General features: G+C 63.1%; 13 protein-coding genes. 9 read left to right on the plus strand and 4 right to left on the minus strand.

All coding sequences use genetic code 11. The features are described from left to right. Positions 1–79: 79 nt before the first annotated feature. The 3 genes from queG to ACR65W_RS13590 all read right to left on the minus strand — a co-directional run bounded on the left by queG (position 80) and on the right by ACR65W_RS13590 (position 3,275). Positions 80–1,231, minus strand: a complete 1,152-nt coding sequence (queG, locus tag ACR65W_RS13580) for a tRNA epoxyqueuosine(34) reductase QueG (RefSeq protein ID WP_434499394.1) — start codon at positions 1,229–1,231, stop codon at positions 80–82. Positions 1,232–1,259: 28 nt separating this feature from the next. Beyond that, positions 1,260–2,465, minus strand: coding sequence for a sensor histidine kinase (locus tag ACR65W_RS13585; protein WP_434499395.1), 1,206 nt, complete (start codon positions 2,463–2,465; stop codon positions 1,260–1,262). A 126-nt stretch (positions 2,466–2,591) separates the two neighbouring features. Further along, complete coding sequence (locus ACR65W_RS13590) at positions 2,592–3,275, minus strand: glutathione S-transferase family protein (protein ID WP_434499396.1); 684 nt, start codon at positions 3,273–3,275, stop codon at positions 2,592–2,594. 133 nt (positions 3,276–3,408) lie between these two features. Between ACR65W_RS13590 and ACR65W_RS13595 the strand changes: the two genes are divergently transcribed. The 6 genes from ACR65W_RS13595 (at position 3,409) to ACR65W_RS13620 (ending at position 13,030) form a co-directional block, all read left to right on the plus strand. Continuing rightward, a complete protein-coding gene (locus ACR65W_RS13595) occupies positions 3,409–4,131 on the plus strand; it encodes an SIMPL domain-containing protein (RefSeq protein ID WP_434499397.1) in 723 nt (240 codons plus the stop codon). A 135-nt stretch (positions 4,132–4,266) separates the two neighbouring features. After that, a complete protein-coding gene (locus ACR65W_RS13600) occupies positions 4,267–4,677 on the plus strand; it encodes an ArsC/Spx/MgsR family protein (protein WP_434499398.1) in 411 nt (136 codons plus the stop codon). A 153-nt stretch (positions 4,678–4,830) separates the two neighbouring features. Continuing rightward, a complete protein-coding gene (locus tag ACR65W_RS13605) occupies positions 4,831–8,505 on the plus strand; it encodes an HAD-IC family P-type ATPase (RefSeq protein WP_434499399.1) in 3,675 nt (1,224 codons plus the stop codon). Positions 8,506–9,197: 692 nt separating this feature from the next. Beyond that, a complete protein-coding gene (locus ACR65W_RS13610) occupies positions 9,198–9,671 on the plus strand; it encodes a hypothetical protein (RefSeq protein ID WP_434499400.1) in 474 nt (157 codons plus the stop codon). Positions 9,672–9,922: 251 nt separating this feature from the next. Beyond that, positions 9,923–10,480, plus strand: coding sequence for a hypothetical protein (locus ACR65W_RS13615; protein ID WP_434499401.1), 558 nt, complete (start codon positions 9,923–9,925; stop codon positions 10,478–10,480). A 69-nt stretch (positions 10,481–10,549) separates the two neighbouring features. Next, positions 10,550–13,030 carry an AAA family ATPase gene (locus tag ACR65W_RS13620; protein WP_434499402.1) on the plus strand — a complete coding sequence of 827 codons (2,481 nt, stop codon included), beginning with the start codon at positions 10,550–10,552 and terminating at the stop codon, positions 13,028–13,030. 305 nt (positions 13,031–13,335) lie between these two features. On the opposite strand, the gene ACR65W_RS13625 is transcribed toward ACR65W_RS13620, so the two are convergent. Then, entirely contained in the window at positions 13,336–13,791 is a 456-nt protein-coding gene (locus ACR65W_RS13625) for a hypothetical protein (protein ID WP_434499403.1), read from the minus strand. Positions 13,792–13,849: 58 nt separating this feature from the next. Between ACR65W_RS13625 and ACR65W_RS13630 the strand changes: the two genes are divergently transcribed. From ACR65W_RS13630 to ACR65W_RS13640, 3 genes are all read left to right on the plus strand, one after another. Next, positions 13,850–14,278 carry a hypothetical protein gene (locus tag ACR65W_RS13630; protein WP_434499404.1) on the plus strand — a complete coding sequence of 143 codons (429 nt, stop codon included), beginning with the start codon at positions 13,850–13,852 and terminating at the stop codon, positions 14,276–14,278. A 218-nt stretch (positions 14,279–14,496) separates the two neighbouring features. Then, positions 14,497–14,766: a helix-turn-helix transcriptional regulator gene (locus tag ACR65W_RS13635; protein WP_434499405.1), complete on the plus strand. Its 270-nt coding sequence runs from the start codon at positions 14,497–14,499 to the stop codon at positions 14,764–14,766. Positions 14,767–14,798: 32 nt separating this feature from the next. Then, entirely contained in the window at positions 14,799–15,098 is a 300-nt protein-coding gene (locus ACR65W_RS13640; RefSeq protein ID WP_434499406.1) for a hypothetical protein, read from the plus strand. The last annotated feature ends 99 nt before the right edge of the window (positions 15,099–15,197 follow it).

Consider the following 15,197-nt stretch of genomic DNA (forward strand, 5'->3'; position numbering starts at 1 on the left):
GCCGGCGAGTAGCCTGCCGCAACGCAGTAAATCTGGGAAAGACCCCGATTTTTAGGCGACTGTGGCGCTTTTGCCTGTTTCAGGGCGTTTGGCGCCATTCTTGGCGGACCGCCGCGTCGGGTTCAGCCGCCAGTCGATGGGGACGCAGCTCCGCCGCTCGCGTCGGCGCCAGTCTGCCGAGCGCCCAGACGGCGGCGCCGCGAACAATGGCGGCGGCGTCTTCGACCAGCCGCTCGGCCTCGGCGGCAAGCTCGGGCCGGGCCGAATTGCCGATGGCGATCAGAACATTGCGCAAGAAGTGGTCGCGTCCGACGCGTTTGATTGGGGAGCCCGAAAAAAGCGCGCGGAACGCCGCGTCGTCGAGGCGCGCCAATTCCGCCAGCGGTGGCGAGCCGAATTCGGGGCGCGCGGCGAGCTTCGCCTCGCGTCCGGCGCTCGCGTATTTGTTCCAGGGGCAGACCGCGAGACAGTCGTCACAGCCATAGATGCGATTGCCGATCTTGGCGCGAAATTCGAGGGGTATAGGGCCCTTGTGCTCGATCGTCAGATAGGAAATGCAGCGCCGCGCATCGAGCCGGTAAGGCGCTGGGAAGGCCGCCGTCGGGCAAACGTCGAGACATTTGCTGCACGAGCCGCAATGATCGCGCTCTAGCGGGTCGGGTTCGAGGCGAAGAGTCGTGAAGATTGCGCCCAGAAAGAGCCACGAGCCGAAATCGCGTGACACGAGGTTTGTGTGTTTGCCTTGCCAGCCGACGCCGGCCGTCTGCGCGAGCGGCTTTTCCATGACGGGCGCGGTGTCGACGAACACCTTGGCGTCGCCGCCGCCGGCGCGGCCGAGGATGAATCCGGCGAGTTGTTTCAGCCGGCCCTTGATGACGTCGTGATAGTCGCGGTTGCGCGCATAGACGGAGATCGTCGCGCGGTCCGGTTTCGTCAGCGAAGCGAGTGGATCTCCGTCCGGCCCATAGTTCAGGCCGAGCATGACGAGACTTGCCGCCTCGGGCCAGAGCGCGCGCGGCGCGGCCCGCCGCTCGGCCGTCTCGCGCATCCAGGCCATGTCGCCATGCGCGCCGTCCCGCAGCCATGCGCGCAGCCGATCGCCCTGCTCCGGCGTAACATCCGCCCGCGCGAAGCGGCAGACGTCAAAGCCAAGCTCGAACGCACGGGCGCGAATGTCCTCCTCGAGCGTCGAAGCGGGCCGTCGAGCATCATAACCTGCCGGCGAAGCCATCGATGCATTCGGGACATGCGCCTGCATGTCAGCAGGGCGCTCGTAGAGGGATCGAGACGATGAACTCGGCGCCAGGATCGTGCTTTTTTATTTCGATCGTTGCGCTGAGTTGGCGCGTAAATGACGCAATGATCCGCATGCCGAGCCCCTTGCGATCGAGCGGCGCGACGTCATCGGGGATTCCAGCGCCTTCGTCGCGCACGGAAACGATGAAATTCTCGCCGCCCTGGTGCGCGACCTTCACCGAAATGATTCCCGACTGGCTTTCGTAAGCGTATTTCGCCGCATTGGCGATGAACTCGTTGACGATCAGCGCGGTCGAAACCGCCCGGTCAGTTGCGATGACGATTCCTTCATCGATCTCGGTGCGCACGTCGCATTGCGCGACGCTTTCATCCAAATCATGACACAGCGCCTCGATATATTTGCCAACGTCCATGCAATCGACATCAGAGCCGCGAGACAGCTGGTCATGCGCCTTTGCGATCGCTTCGACGCGGTGAGAGGCTTCGTTGAGAAGTTCGGACACCTGTTCGTCGCCTGCGTCGTTGGCTTGCAGGCGGAGCATGCTGCCGACGATGGAAAGGCTGTTCTTCACGCGATGATTCATTTCTTTGAGCAGCGCTTCGTTGCGCGCGAGCGCCGCTCTTAGCTTGCGCTCTTCCCGCTCGCGTTCGATCGCCATGCCAAGAAGATTCGCGGCGCCCTGTAGAAAAGCAATGTCCTGCTCAACGAACTCGGCCGGCGAGCGGCTGTCGACTTCGAGGATGCCATAGGGTTTTCCGTCACCCTGCAGGATCACGTTCATTGCCCGGCGAACGCCGTGCTGGCGTAGCAATTCGGGAGTTCTGAACCGCGTCTCCTTTTCGAGATGATTAGAGATGACCGGCTGCCCGCTGCGTAATGCATATCCAGCAGGCGAGTCGAGATCCGCGCCGACTTTCGCGACGCCCACCACGCCGCGACTCCAGCCGACGCCGGCGCGAACAAGAAACTGATTCTCGGAAGGGAGCAGCTCCAGCACCTTGCAGAAGTCCGCGTCCAGTCCTTGCGCCGTCAGTCGCACGGTGTCCGTCAGCAGCTGATCGAACGAAGCGCCTTGGAGGGCGGTGACGCCGAGCTCCGCCAATATCTCCTGCTGCCGAATGCGCTGCTGCAGTCCGCGCGATGCATCGCCGGCGTTGGCGGCCTTCGACTTAACTATTTCACTCTCGCGCTCGTTAGGTGCGCTCATACGATGGTCCCGTATTGCGGCTACTTGCCTCACTCCATCCGATGGTTGTCAAGCGCGGCCGCAGTGCGGCCTTGCGACAGCGGCGCCTGAGCTTTCGGATCTGGCGCCGCCGACCGCTCAGCGACGTTAGAAATCCAGTTCCGCATAGTATCGGCCCGGCGTAAGTCCTGGGGCCCGATAAGACAGCAGCGGGCGAAACGCGGGGCGTGACTTGATGCGTTGATACCAGTGCTTCGCCGCCTCATCCTCGTCCCACGGCGCATCGCCAAGATAATCGGCGCAGGAGATATGCGCGGCCGCCGCGAAGTCGGCATAAGTCAAACGATCGCCCGCAAGCCAGTTGCGCGCATTGGTGAGATAGCCAATGTAGCGCATATGGTGCCGGATGTTGGCGCGCGCCACACGCACCGCGTCCATATCGGGCGCGCCGCCAGGAGGCGCAAAGCGCTTGTAGACCTTCTCCGTGATCAGCCAGTTGGTGACCTCGTCGAAAAACTTGACGTTGAACCAGTCGACAAGTCGACGCGTTTCGATGCGCTCCGCCATTTCCTGCGGCAGGAGCCGTTGCGCTCCGCGTTCGGCGCCATAGGTCTCGTCTATATATTCGGCGATGAGATTGGCGCCGGGCGCGACAAGGCCGTTATCGTCGACGAAGACCGGCGTGCGGCCGGCAGGATCAAGCGCGAGAAATTCTGGGCGGCGGTCGCTCACGCGCTCCTCGATGAGCGTTGCGTCTATTCCATATTCGGAGAGGACGAGCCGGACAAATCGCGAATGGGGGCAGAGGGGGTGATGATAAAGCGTGGGCATGATGCCTTTTCGAGCGGACGCGAGGCGACGGTCGGGCGCCGCCTTCTGTATGCTGGTTCGGGTTAGCGCCGCTAGCCGGCGGTTTTACGGCTTTGATGAGCTTTTTAGCGCGCAGCTTTTGCTAGGATATGCCATGATTCGTTTGCTCTTCGCACTTTTGCTCGGCCTGATGCTGTTCGCGGCCGCGGGGAACGCCGATACGCTGAAGGACGGCGTTCCAAATCTCTCCGTCATTGGCGAGGCTTACGAGGATGTTGCGCCCGACGTGGCGATCTTGCGGTTCGGCGTCGTCACCGAACGGCCGCTGGCCGCCGACGCCGCGGCGGAAAATGCGCGCGCGGTCGAAGCTGTTCTCGCCGAACTCAAGAAATTAGGCGTTCCCGACGCTGAAGTGCAGACGCAAGGCGTGACGCTCGCGCCCGTCATCGTCGAAGAGCGAGACCCCAAGACGGGCAAACCCAAGACATCACAAAAGTTTTTTCGCGCACGAAACGATCTGAGCGTGCGCGTGACGCGGATCGAAAAGGCCGGCGAGATCGCCGGCGGTCTGATCGACAAGGGCGTTAACAGCTTCGAAGGCATCGATTTCGAAATCGCGCATCCCAAGCAACGGCTTGACGCATTGCGGCGTGAAGCGGTCAAGGATGCGGAGCGGCAGGCGAAGATCTATGCGGAGGCGGCCGGACTGCGGCTGTCCCGCGTGATCGAAATTCGTCCGCTCGAGGAGATCGACGCGCGTCCGCGCGCCTATGCGGCGAAGGCCGCCGGGGCTTCCGGAGCCGCCGAGATTCCATTGCGTCCCGGGCTGCAGCGTCTCTCGGCGCGCGTGAACATGGTCTGGGGACTCTCGCGTTAGTTTGCGTCTGCCTGTCGAAGCGGCGAAAGCCCGCGCCGCTGCTCGCAATTTGTTCGCCTGAAGCCGTATCGCGCTGCACAATTTCACGCTAAGCTCTGGTCAGCGACTGATGGGCCGCAATGTGAGGGGTCGCGGATGGCTCATGTCATCTTTTACGAAAAGCCGGGCTGCGCCGGCAATGCGCGGCAGAAGGCGCTGCTCGTCGCCTCTGGACATGAGGTCGAGGCTCGAGACCTCCTGACCGAATCCTGGAGCCCGTCGAGTCTGCGTCCCTATTTCGGCTCCAAGCCGTTGCCGGAATGGTTTAACGCCGCCTCGCCGCGCATCAAATCCGGCGAGATCGACCTCGAGAAAGTCACGCCGCAGGAAGCGTTGGTGATGATGATGCTCGATCCGGTGCTCATCCGTCGCCCTCTGATGCGCATCGGCGATCATTGCGAGGCGGGTTTCGACTCGGCCGCGGTCGACGCGTGGATCGGGTTGAAGCGGACCGATGAAACGGTCAGCGACGTGTGCGTGCGCTCCATCGCCAACGACTCCTTCTAGCCCGCTCAACGGCGACTTGCCGCGCGCGCGGCGCTGCTAAACCTCTCCAGATAAGCCATAATGTAAAATGGACGCCGTTCGGCCGTCCGGCAGCATCTAATCGGTGCGGCCGGCGGTGAGTGTAGGGGAAGCCGCGGAGGAGGAGCCCTAAGCATGCAGCCTTCGGCGGAAGGAAAGGAATATTGGGCGATCGGAGCCGATGCGGCGCTTGAGCGCCTGGGCGTGACGCGTTTGGGTTTGAGCGAGGCTGAAGCCGAAAGGCGACTCGCCGTCCATGGCCCCAATCGCCTTCCGGCCGGCAGGCGGCGCAGCGCGCTCATGCGCTTCGCGCTGCAGTTCCACAACGTATTGATTTATGTGCTGCTCGCCGCCGCCTTCGTCACGGCGCTCATGCAACACTGGATCGACACCGCGGTCATCGTCGCGGTCGTCGTCATCAACGCGATCATCGGGTTCATTCAGGAGGGCAAGGCCGAAGAGGCCATGGAGGCCGTCCGTAACATGCTCTCTTCGCAAGCCACTGTCGTGCGCGACGGGCAGCGCGTCGTCATCGACGCAACCGACGTCGCGCCTGGCGACATCGTCTATGTCCAGTCGGGCGACAAGATTCCGGCGGACATCCGTCTCATCCGGGTCAAATCTCTGAAAGTGCAGGAGTCGGCGCTCACCGGCGAGTCGCTGCCTGTCGACAAGGACCCGGCGCCGGTCATGGCGGATGTGCCGCTCGGAGATCGGGCTCCTATGGCCTATTCGGGAACCGTCGTAACCTACGGTCAGGCGACGGGCGTCGTTGTCGCCACGGGGGCCGCGACCGAGATCGGGCGCATCAACGCCATGCTGTCGGAGGTGGAGACGCTCTCCACGCCCTTGTTGCAGCGCATGGACGAATTCGCGCGCTGGCTCACGGTCGTCATTCTGGTGGTGTGCGCCGCCGTCTTCGCTTTTGGCGCGCTGGTCTGGGGATTCGACGCCGGCGAGATGTTCATGGCGGCGGTCGGGCTCGCGGTTTCGGCGATCCCGGAAGGATTGCCGGCGATCATCACCATTACGCTGGCGATCGGCGTGGAGCGGATGGCCCGGCGCAAGGCGATCATCCGCCAGCTGCCGGCGGTCGAAACGCTCGGCGCAGTGAGCACGATCTGCTCGGACAAGACCGGCACGCTGACGCTCAATGAATTGATCGTGCGCTCGATCGTCACCTCCGGCGGGACCTACGACACGACCGGGTCGGGATACGATCCGCATGGCGGCTTCCTGCGCAATGGCAAAGACGTGGTGGTGCGCGAGGACATTCACCTGACCGCGGCTTTGCGCCCTCTTGCGCTCTGCAACGACGCCGTGCTGCGCGAGAAGGACGGCGCCTGGAGCGTCGAGGGCGATCCGACCGAAGGCGCCTTGCTCGCCGCCGCCGTAAAAGGCGGCGTCAATCTGCAAGAACTGGCGCTGGAGTTGCCGCGCACGGACGAGATCCCCTTCGAGTCGCAGCACCGTTTCATGGCGACGCTGCATCACGACCATGACGGCGTTGGCTACATTTTCGTCAAGGGCGCGCCTGAGCGGCTGCTCGAAATGTGCTTCTGGGAGCAGGACGTGCGAGGAGAGCAGCGTCCGCTCGACGACGCCTGCTGGCTCGACCGCATCATTGAGATGGCCACGCGCGGGCAGCGCGTTCTGGCGGTCGCCTCGAAGAAAGCCGAAGAGGGTCAGCAGCAACTCTCTTTCGGCGACGTTGACAGCGGGCTCGTCTTTGTCGGTCTCATCGGCCTGATTGATCCGCCGCGCCCCGAGGCCGTCGATGCGATCCGCGCATGCGCGACCGCCGGCATGTCCGTCAAAATGATCACGGGCGACCACGCCGCGACGGCGATCGCCATCGCCCGCGAACTCGGACTCAACCGGCCGGATTCCGTGCTCACCGGCCGCGACCTCGATGCGATCGGCGACGAGGCGCTCGGCGAGGCGGCAAGCGCCACGACGGTGTTCGCGCGCACCAGTCCCGAACATAAGCTGCGACTCGTTCAAGCGTTGCAGAAGCGGGGCGAAGTCGTCGCGATGACCGGCGACGGCGTCAACGACGCGCCTGCCCTAAAGCGCGCCGACATCGGCATCGCGATGGGCGTCAAAGGCACCGAGGCGGCGAAAGAGGCCGCGGAGATGGTGCTTGCCGACGACAATTTCGCATCGATCGTGCATGCGGTGCATGAGGGCCGCGTCGTCTACGAAAATCTGAAGAAGACCATCCTCTATATCTTGCCGACCAATGGCGGCGAGGGCCTCACGGTGATCGCGGCGATCGCCATGGGCGAGACCCTGCCGGTGACGCCGGTGCAGATCCTGTGGATCAATTTGATCACCGCCGTCACCCTCGGCCTCGCGCTCGCGTTTGAGCCGCCGACCAAGGGCGTCATGCTGCGCCCGCCGCGCCCGTCGGGCGAACCGATCCTGTCCCGCTATTTCGTCTGGCGTATCGTCTTCGTTTCTTTGCTGATGCTGATCGCGACCTTCGGTCTCTATGAATTGGAGAAGGCGCGGGGCATGGGGCTCGACAGCGCGCGAACGGTCGCGGTCAACACGCTCGTCGCCTGCGAAGTCGCTTATCTCTTCAACGCGCGTTTCCTTTCCGAGTCGTCGCTCTCGTTAAAGGGTCTGTTCGGCAGCCGCGCGGTGTTGATTTCCGTCGCCATCGTCGTCGTGCTGCAGGCGCTGTTCACTTACGCGCCCTTTATGCAGGCGCTGTTCAACACCACGCCGCTCGACCCGGAGATGTGGTGGCATATCGCCGGCGCGAGCATCGTGCTGTTTCTGCTCGTCGAGGTGGAGAAGGCCATTTTCCGGCGGCCCGCCAAGGCTCCTGCGCTTCGTGGCGTTCCCGCGGCGCCGGCGGCTGGCGCGGCCGCTGTCGTGGCGCCTGGCGACTGGGTCCGACCTGTCGTCGCCGGTTTATTGGGGCTGCTCATCATTGTCGTGAGCGGCGCGTTCTATCTTCACACCCGCGTCAGTCTCACGCGCGAAGAAGCGTCGATCGAGCGCGCGCCGACCGGCCGAACGATCGACGTCAGCGGCGTGATCGCCCCGGTAGCGCAGACGCCGATCGATGCGCCTGCGGCAGGCGTCGTCGCGACGCTGACGTGCGACCTCGGCGCGCAAGTGGAGAAGGGCGAGACCTGCGCGACGCTCGCGGCGTCTTCCTCCGACGAGGCTCTGGCGCGCGAGAAAAGCGCTCTGGCGACGGCGGAGTCACAATTGGCGCAGCGCGAGCGCGCGCAGGCGAGGGCGCAGGCCAATCTCGACAGACGGGAGGCGCGTTCAGGGCGTCGCGCCGCCAGCCGGAAGGCGCTGAGCGCGGCGCGTCGCGCTCTGGCGCGGGCGCAGGCGCGAGTCGAGCGCGCCGAAGCGGAAGTCGCTCTGCGCCGGAAGGCGGTGACGAAGGCGGAGGCGGGTCTCGCCGGCGCCGCGATTGTCGCGCCGATCGCCGGTTTCGTCTTAGAGCGAACGGCTGCTGTCGGCGCGCGCGTTGAAACGGGCGCGCCGCTGTTCATGATCGGCGACGCCAAGACCGTTCGCCTTCATGCGAAAGCGGAGGGGGAGGGCGTCCTGACGATCGCGCCGGGCGCCAAGGCGCTGCTGACGAGCGAGGCCGTCCCTGGCCGGACATTTTCAGGAAAGGTGATCGAGGTCCGCCGGCCCGCGGCGCCGCAAGCGGGCGCGGGGGTCGACGTGGTGGTTGAGTTCGAGAATTCCGACCTCGCACTTCGACCGGGAATGGCGGCTTCGTCGCGGATCGACATCGAGGAGCGCGCCGCGACGTTAGGCGAGGAAGAAATTTGAGTCGGCGCCGGGCCGGTTGACGCTGGGAGCGTCGCCGCCGGTGCGGGGACAGCCGCCATGGCCGCCGCCCCAGTGGCGGTCCCAACCGCCGCCATGGCGCAAGCCGCCGCCGCGGCCGTCCCATCCCCGTCGATGAATCCGTGGTGCCCCTGGCCAGCACGAAACTGAATCTCTGAAGTATTTAGATTCAATAACTTCAGTGAAGGCGCTCGATATGAGGCCCCACCGCTGGCCACACCTTGTCGCGCGGTGAAAATATTTGCGACGAAACGGATTGACATGCGCAGGCACAATGAACGATGTTCGTGGCGGCTTGTGTCTTGTCTATTGATCGTTTGATTTCTGATCTCCTGCGCCCCTGATCGCTCTGCGCCTTTGCGTCTGACGCCTGCGCCTTGATCTCCTGACCTCTGAAAATCCGTCAACCTTGCGCCCGAAGGCCGCGCCGTCGCGCGTCCGCGAGCGCGAATCGCAGAGGTTTCCATGACCGCACAATCCACTCCTATTGTCGACGATCCGCTTTTCGGCGGCCCCCGTGTTCGCGCTGAGTTGGGCGACGGCGAGCGGCCGATTTCCAACGCCACGTTTTGGCGCTGGCGCAAGAGCGGGAAAATTCCGCCGCCGGTCGACCTTCCTGGCGCGCCGCGTTGGCGCCGCTCAACGATTCTCAAAATTAAAGGGGTTGCGGCGTAATGACCTCTGCAATCGACACCTTCAAGGCCGCCGTCGTCGCGTCTCGCGGCGCCAAACCTCTCACGCCCCAACATTGGAACGCGCTGACGAATCCTCCGGCCGGCGTCGCCGTCGATGACGTGGCGTCATTCCTGGACGGGTTTGTCGGCCGCGACATTCGCTCATACGCGCGTTGGATGCGCGATGCGCATGCAGATCGCGTTGTGTTGTTTGACACGATCCGCGCGCGACTTCACGGCCGGCGGCCTGCAACGCCCGAAGAGGCGAAAAGACTCGCCGATGATTTGCGGCTGGTCCGCACGATCCCGGAAGACATCTTACGCGCGTTCGGACTGTCGGCGAGCGCGTCGCCGAGCCTTGCGGCCGATGCGCTTGAGGCGCGCCTGCCGAATCGCGAGGCGGAGGGCAGGGCGACGCGCCGGGCGGAACCCGTGCGCGAAATACGCTGCCGCGATATGGAGCCGACGCGATGATGGCGGCGCAGCCTTACGACAATGGCGCCGACCTCCGGCGCCATCTGCTTTCCCTTGACGACATAGCGTTCGCTCTAACTTGGCGCGACGCGCTTGAGGCGGGCGAGATGACAGACGAAGAGCGCGCGATCTTTCGCGATACCTCGGAAGAGCGCAGCCGAACGCATGATGCGCGCCATGAGCTTCAGGCTCGGCGCGACTTGGCCCTTCACATGGGCCGGGCACACACGGAACACTAAGGAGATAGCCCCATGACACAGCTTGTTGAATTGTCAGACCGCCACGGGTTTGCGCTCTATGTGCCGTTCGCGCGCATCCGCGAAATCAGACCTCCCGAGGAAGGCACCGGCGGCCCTATCGCCGTGAAGCTCAACGGCGACGATCGCGAATATTCGATCGATCCCGACGAACTTGATGCTTTACGTTACCCGGAAGCGGTCATCCCCGCCGCAGATGGTTGGTGGGGCTTCTGTGCCGCGCCCAGCGTCGCCATTGACGACGCAGCCGCACAATCGCTCCCGCAAGCGATGGAACGACACCCTGTCGTCGCGTGGCGCATCGGCGGCGCGTGGCCGGAGCCGATCTTTGCGACCAAACCCGACGCTCGCCGTCTGGTAGCGATTGCGAACATTCGAGAGAATGTTGTGATCGATAGCTTTGGGGGCGAGCCGCAGACATTCATTGCTTGGTATCGCAGCCGCCTTGGTTTGCGATTGGAGCGCGCCGGCGTGAAGCCTGACGACTTCTTTGGCGAGTTGCGGCGCATCGGCGAGGCGGAAGCGGCTGCGGCGGAGGCGAACGCGGAGTGACCGCAACAAAAAGCCCGGCGCGTCAACGCCGGGCGAAGTCGATTAACCCAGAAATGTGGGATTTATATAGTGCATAATGATATCGTAGTCAAGACGAACTTGACGCCCGATAATGACAGTTTTCCGCATGCCGTAAAGGATACAACCGGCAATCTATTGGAGCGCCTTCCCGCGCTCATGACGCCTTCCGCGGATCAAATCGCTGCCGCCAATCGTAACCCGGCGCTGCGGCGCCGGCACAACCGCGACCTTGCCTTGGGACTGGCCGCGGCGGGCTACTATGTCTTTCCCGTCGTGGACAAAATGCCCGTCTTGAAGCAGTGGCCTATCCCCGACACCGACACCGTTCGATCACCCGAGGAAGATGACTTCCGCGGATGCACTCGCAACGCGGACACGATCCGGGCCATGTGGCGGCAATACCCGGACGCAACGCCAGCTATTTCCTGCGGTCCGTCACGAGTGGTTGTATTGGACGCCGACTCCAAGCACGACGGACCTTCGAAATTGCGCGCATGGTTTGAAGAAAACGGAATCGATATCTCTCAGTTTCCCACGACGCACACGCGCTCGGGCGGCCTGCATGTCTTCATTCCGAATGACACACTGCGTCACGGTTGCAGTGGGGGAATATTCAAGGCGCAACTCGGAACTGACGTTAAAGGCGTTGGCGGACAGGTAGTTTCGCCGGGCGCAATTCGCGCGGATGGGGCCGCCTATGTCGCGGACGTGAGCCATCCGTTGCTCGCGAGTTTCGATCCTACGTTGTGTGAGGCCCCACCTGCCATAGCTGCGGCGTTAGTGACGGCGGCCAAACATGAGAAGTTATCCGATGATGCGCGGGAAGCGGCGTTGATCGAGCGGCTGAAATCCGAAGAATGGCCGGACGGGGAGAAGCTGCTTTCCGAATACGAACTCGATCGGCTAGGCGACAAAGATGTGCGGCTCGCGCATTTGCTTGAAACCGGCGGGAGTATGACGCACAGCGAAGCGCGCTGGCATTTGGCGCTCGCGCTTCACGCGGAATATGGCGGCTCGTTCGACGTGTTAGGCTTCGCGGGACTAATCGAACACCTTAACGAGACGGGCGCAACGGAAGGGGCGTTCGGCGTCTTCGTTGGCGACGACAAGCCCGCGGAAGGGGAATTTAGCTACCGCTCTCTCGCGCGTGACTTCTATCGTTCTGAGAACGAATGGCGTATTTCAACGGGCGACGCGTTCACTCCGGTCGAAGGCGAAGACGACGAAGATGTATTGTCAGACGAGCCGACGCCCCCGACGAAATACCGCCCCATCTGCGGCATGGTCGGGGACCTCACGGCGAATTGGCAGGCGCCCGGCTGGATCGTCAAAGACCTTCTCCCCGCAAGCGGAGTCGCTCTCATAGTTGCGGATGCGAATGTTGGAAAAAGTTGGCTGCTGATCGATTGGCTTTCAAGGCTGTCGCTCGGGATGCAGATTCCGGGCGCCGGCAAGGCGAAGCCGTGCGGCTCGATTTACATTACGGCCGAAGGCGCCGAGTTTATTCCCGGACGGTTTTTGGCTTGGCAGCGCCGACACGAAAAGATTCCGCGCGTCTTCCTTGAAGCTTCGGGGCTTGATCTTGTTGGCGATGGAACGCCCCAAACCGCGATCGTGCGCAAGCGGTCTGAGAAACGCCTGAGTGAAATAATTGCAGCATACGAAGCCGCGACGGGCGAGCGACCGCGCATCGTTGCGCTCGATACGCTCTCAGCCTGCTGTCCGCTGATTTCTGAGATTGACAATGATGCGGTGAAAGCCGCGACCGCCGAGCTTCGAAAGCTGGGCGCAAAGCTCGGCGTCCTTATCGTCATCACTCACCACACGCCGCAGAGTGACGCGACCCGCATTCGTGGCGCGACGGCGTGGCGCGGAATGGCCGAAGTCGTCGTGATCATTACCGACTCAGAGATTAAGAAAGGTGCGGGGCAGGGACGGGGCTTGCGGTGGTTCGTCAACAAGCTTCGCGACGGCGCAAAGGGCGCGTGCGTCAAGATGCGCCTTGAAGGTGGAATCCCGCTCGGCGTTGACGACGACGGCGACGCCGTGACGGGCGCCGTCATGATTTATCCCGAGCACGATGAAAACCGAGGCGCTGCCTTTGGCGCGGTCGGCGAAGATGGCGAGCTTGACGCCCCAACCATCTTGGACGCGACCGGCGCGCCTTTTACGGCCGGCGAAAACGGCGAGACGCCGCCTCCCGCGGTCGATGCGCCTGAGACGCCGGGGGAGCGCAAGGCCCGAGAGAGGGCGGAAGCGCTCGCCGCGAAAGAGGCGAAGGCGTTTGCGCAAACTAAGGAGGGTCGCCACGAATGGCTCATGCGAGCGCTCGCCGAAATGGGTAATGAGCCCTTCCGGCCGGACGAATTGCGGCTGCGGGCGAACGTCCTACGGGCGGCAGCGGACCTCGCCGGAATCGAGAGGGCAGCCTTTCGGCAGACAAACTGGCCAGAAATCTGCGCCGCGCGCAACGTTGAATATGTGAGCGGCGCCACAAGCTCGGCGACCTATCGTCGGACGCACTTTTGAGGCGTTTTGACGGGCCAAAAGGACGCCCGTGTCTTGTCGCCAGCTTGTCGTCGAACTTGTCGCCAGCTTGTCGTTGAAGGTTGTTCGACGACAAGTTGACGAGAAAAGGCGGCAAGAGACGATTTTAGCTAATGAAATCAATGCGTAAACTTGTCGTTGAAGCGCTCCGACGACAAGTTCAACGACAAGCTGGCGACAAGCTAAGAATCGTTGTCGACGACAAGCCGACGACAAGTTACGAAAATGGATATTCGCTTTATTTGTCAGATGTTTATCTTGTCGTTGAACTTGTCGCCAGCTTGTCGTCAATTGTGGCAAGGATCAAACCTGCCAACATCCAACACAAAACCACCGGCGCTCTTTAGAGCGCGGTTGTGAGTTGGGGCGAAAGTCGAATATAGGAAAATTCCACGCGAGAGACGGACACGCGCCAGCCCGAGCGCCCACCGCTGTGCAAATATCTGATGGGGCTCCTGGCGCTCGCCGCCGCGACTGCCCAGGACCCTCGCAGGTCCCGGCCGCCCGTCGACACCCGCCTTGACGGCTTCCTCGACGATCTTCGGGTCCATCTGCGCGAAGCGCACGCTGTCGCTCAAAGACAGCCTGTTGATGCCGAGTTCGCGGGCGCTGTCGGCTAAGCCGGTGCGCAGATGGGTGTTGCCCCCGCGTCCTTGATCATCCCGCCCTGATGTAGCTACATCAGGGCGGGTTTTTGTCGCGTCACGCATCCTGATCTCGTGAAGCTCCGCCTCGCGGAACATACGCTCCGCGGCCGTGAGATCGCGCCGGGCGACGTTCTCCCAAGCGTCGGCGCGCTCCTTGCTGACGGACTGCCATCCGGGCTCGGAAAACGTCAGACGCAGCGCCGGGCAGGGCTCTGAAGCCGGCGAGCAACCCTACGACAGCGCCCTCGCTGCGCCTGACCACAGCACGCCGACGCTCACCGGCCGCCGTCTAGAACGCGCCGAACAGATCGGCGAGTTCGATCGGCTGCGAAAACAGGTCGAGGCGCGGGATGGGAAGAGACAGACTGGTCAAGTTGACCAATCTGTCTCCCACCTATCTGACGGGCGAAGGAAAGGCCCGCAGCACAAACCCAACGGCATATCCCAACTCGCTCGCGAGCTTGGTCGGCCCCGCAAGGAAGTCAGCCGAGACATGCAGATTGCGAAGCTGTCGGAGCCTGCCAAGGCCGCCCGCCGCCTCGCCACCAAATTCGGCGCGCCTGCCGAACCGAGAATCGCATAGACAATTCACTTCAAAATCAGCAATCTATAGATAATCCCCCGAAATCGCCAAAAAATTTCTCACCGAAAGCTTGACTTATGCTATGTCAACTGCCTAAACTCAAGACGGTTAGAAGTGTGCCTTTACGGCCGCTCACCCTCATTCCCCTAAAATCGCATACTCAAAACGCGCCGATCCCCTCGGCGCGCGGTGACGTTCGCGCACAGGAATCCGAAAACATGACGACCGACAAAGCCCGGCGCCTTCTAGGCGTCGCCGCTTCCGCGCGCAAACTCGGCTGCTCCGCGCAGTCGATTCGGAACTGGCGCCGGGAGGGAGTCTTCCCGCAGCCGGTTTCCTGCCGCTCCCGCGGCTGGCCGAAGTGGACGGCCGATCAAATAGAGGCGTTCGCTCGCGGCGAAGCGCCCGAGGCCAACCTCGCGCCGGCCGGAGCCTATCTCGACGTCGGCGATATCGCGCAAGTCGCGAAGTGGGGCCTTATCGGCTGAAGCGCCGCGCCTTCCCAATTGGAGTTTCAATCATGGTTTCCTCTATCAATCCCGCCGATGCGATCGGCGGCGCGACTTTGCGCGCGCTCGAACATGGCGCGCGCATGCTTGACGGCGCAGTGCGCCTATACGAGCGGCTTGCGCTCATTGATCTTCCCGACCTCCCGCCGCGCGAAATGAACGCTTGGGGCGAGCCGACCCCCACGAAGTTTCCGAGAGACGCCGAGGTCGCGAATTATCGAGCGTCGCTTCGTCATGGCGCCGGGACGCCGATCGCGCAGCGGCTCGATTCCCCCGGCGCGCCCCGAGGCGAACATGTCGGACAGCGATAGTTTCTCATATCCACCGCCAAGGGACGAAGCCTATCAGTCGCGAATCCGGCAACAGGCGAGCGTTGCTCTTTGGGGCCTATTGAATCGAACGCGGCTTGC

It is taken from the genome of Methylocystis sp. (assembly GCF_051062815.1).
In the GTDB taxonomy this organism is placed as follows: domain Bacteria; phylum Pseudomonadota; class Alphaproteobacteria; order Rhizobiales; family Beijerinckiaceae; genus Methylocystis.

Excerpts from the sequence above, each read along its gene's own strand:
- queG (WP_434499394.1), bottom strand. The coding sequence starts at position 1,231 with ATGGCTTCGCCGGCAGGTTATGATGCTCGACGGCCCGCTTCGACGCTC.
- ACR65W_RS13585 (WP_434499395.1), bottom strand. The coding sequence starts at position 2,465 with ATGAGCGCACCTAACGAGCGCGAGAGTGAAATAGTTAAGTCGAAGGCC.
- ACR65W_RS13590 (WP_434499396.1), bottom strand. The coding sequence starts at position 3,275 with ATGCCCACGCTTTATCATCACCCCCTCTGCCCCCATTCGCGATTTGTC.
- ACR65W_RS13595 (WP_434499397.1), top strand. The coding sequence starts at position 3,409 with ATGATTCGTTTGCTCTTCGCACTTTTGCTCGGCCTGATGCTGTTCGCG.
- ACR65W_RS13600 (WP_434499398.1), top strand. The coding sequence starts at position 4,267 with ATGGCTCATGTCATCTTTTACGAAAAGCCGGGCTGCGCCGGCAATGCG.
- ACR65W_RS13605 (WP_434499399.1), top strand. The coding sequence starts at position 4,831 with ATGCAGCCTTCGGCGGAAGGAAAGGAATATTGGGCGATCGGAGCCGAT.
- ACR65W_RS13610 (WP_434499400.1), top strand. The coding sequence starts at position 9,198 with ATGACCTCTGCAATCGACACCTTCAAGGCCGCCGTCGTCGCGTCTCGC.
- ACR65W_RS13615 (WP_434499401.1), top strand. The coding sequence starts at position 9,923 with ATGACACAGCTTGTTGAATTGTCAGACCGCCACGGGTTTGCGCTCTAT.
- ACR65W_RS13625 (WP_434499403.1), bottom strand. The coding sequence starts at position 13,791 with ATGTTCCGCGAGGCGGAGCTTCACGAGATCAGGATGCGTGACGCGACA.
- ACR65W_RS13635 (WP_434499405.1), top strand. The coding sequence starts at position 14,497 with ATGACGACCGACAAAGCCCGGCGCCTTCTAGGCGTCGCCGCTTCCGCG.
- ACR65W_RS13640 (WP_434499406.1), top strand. The coding sequence starts at position 14,799 with ATGGTTTCCTCTATCAATCCCGCCGATGCGATCGGCGGCGCGACTTTG.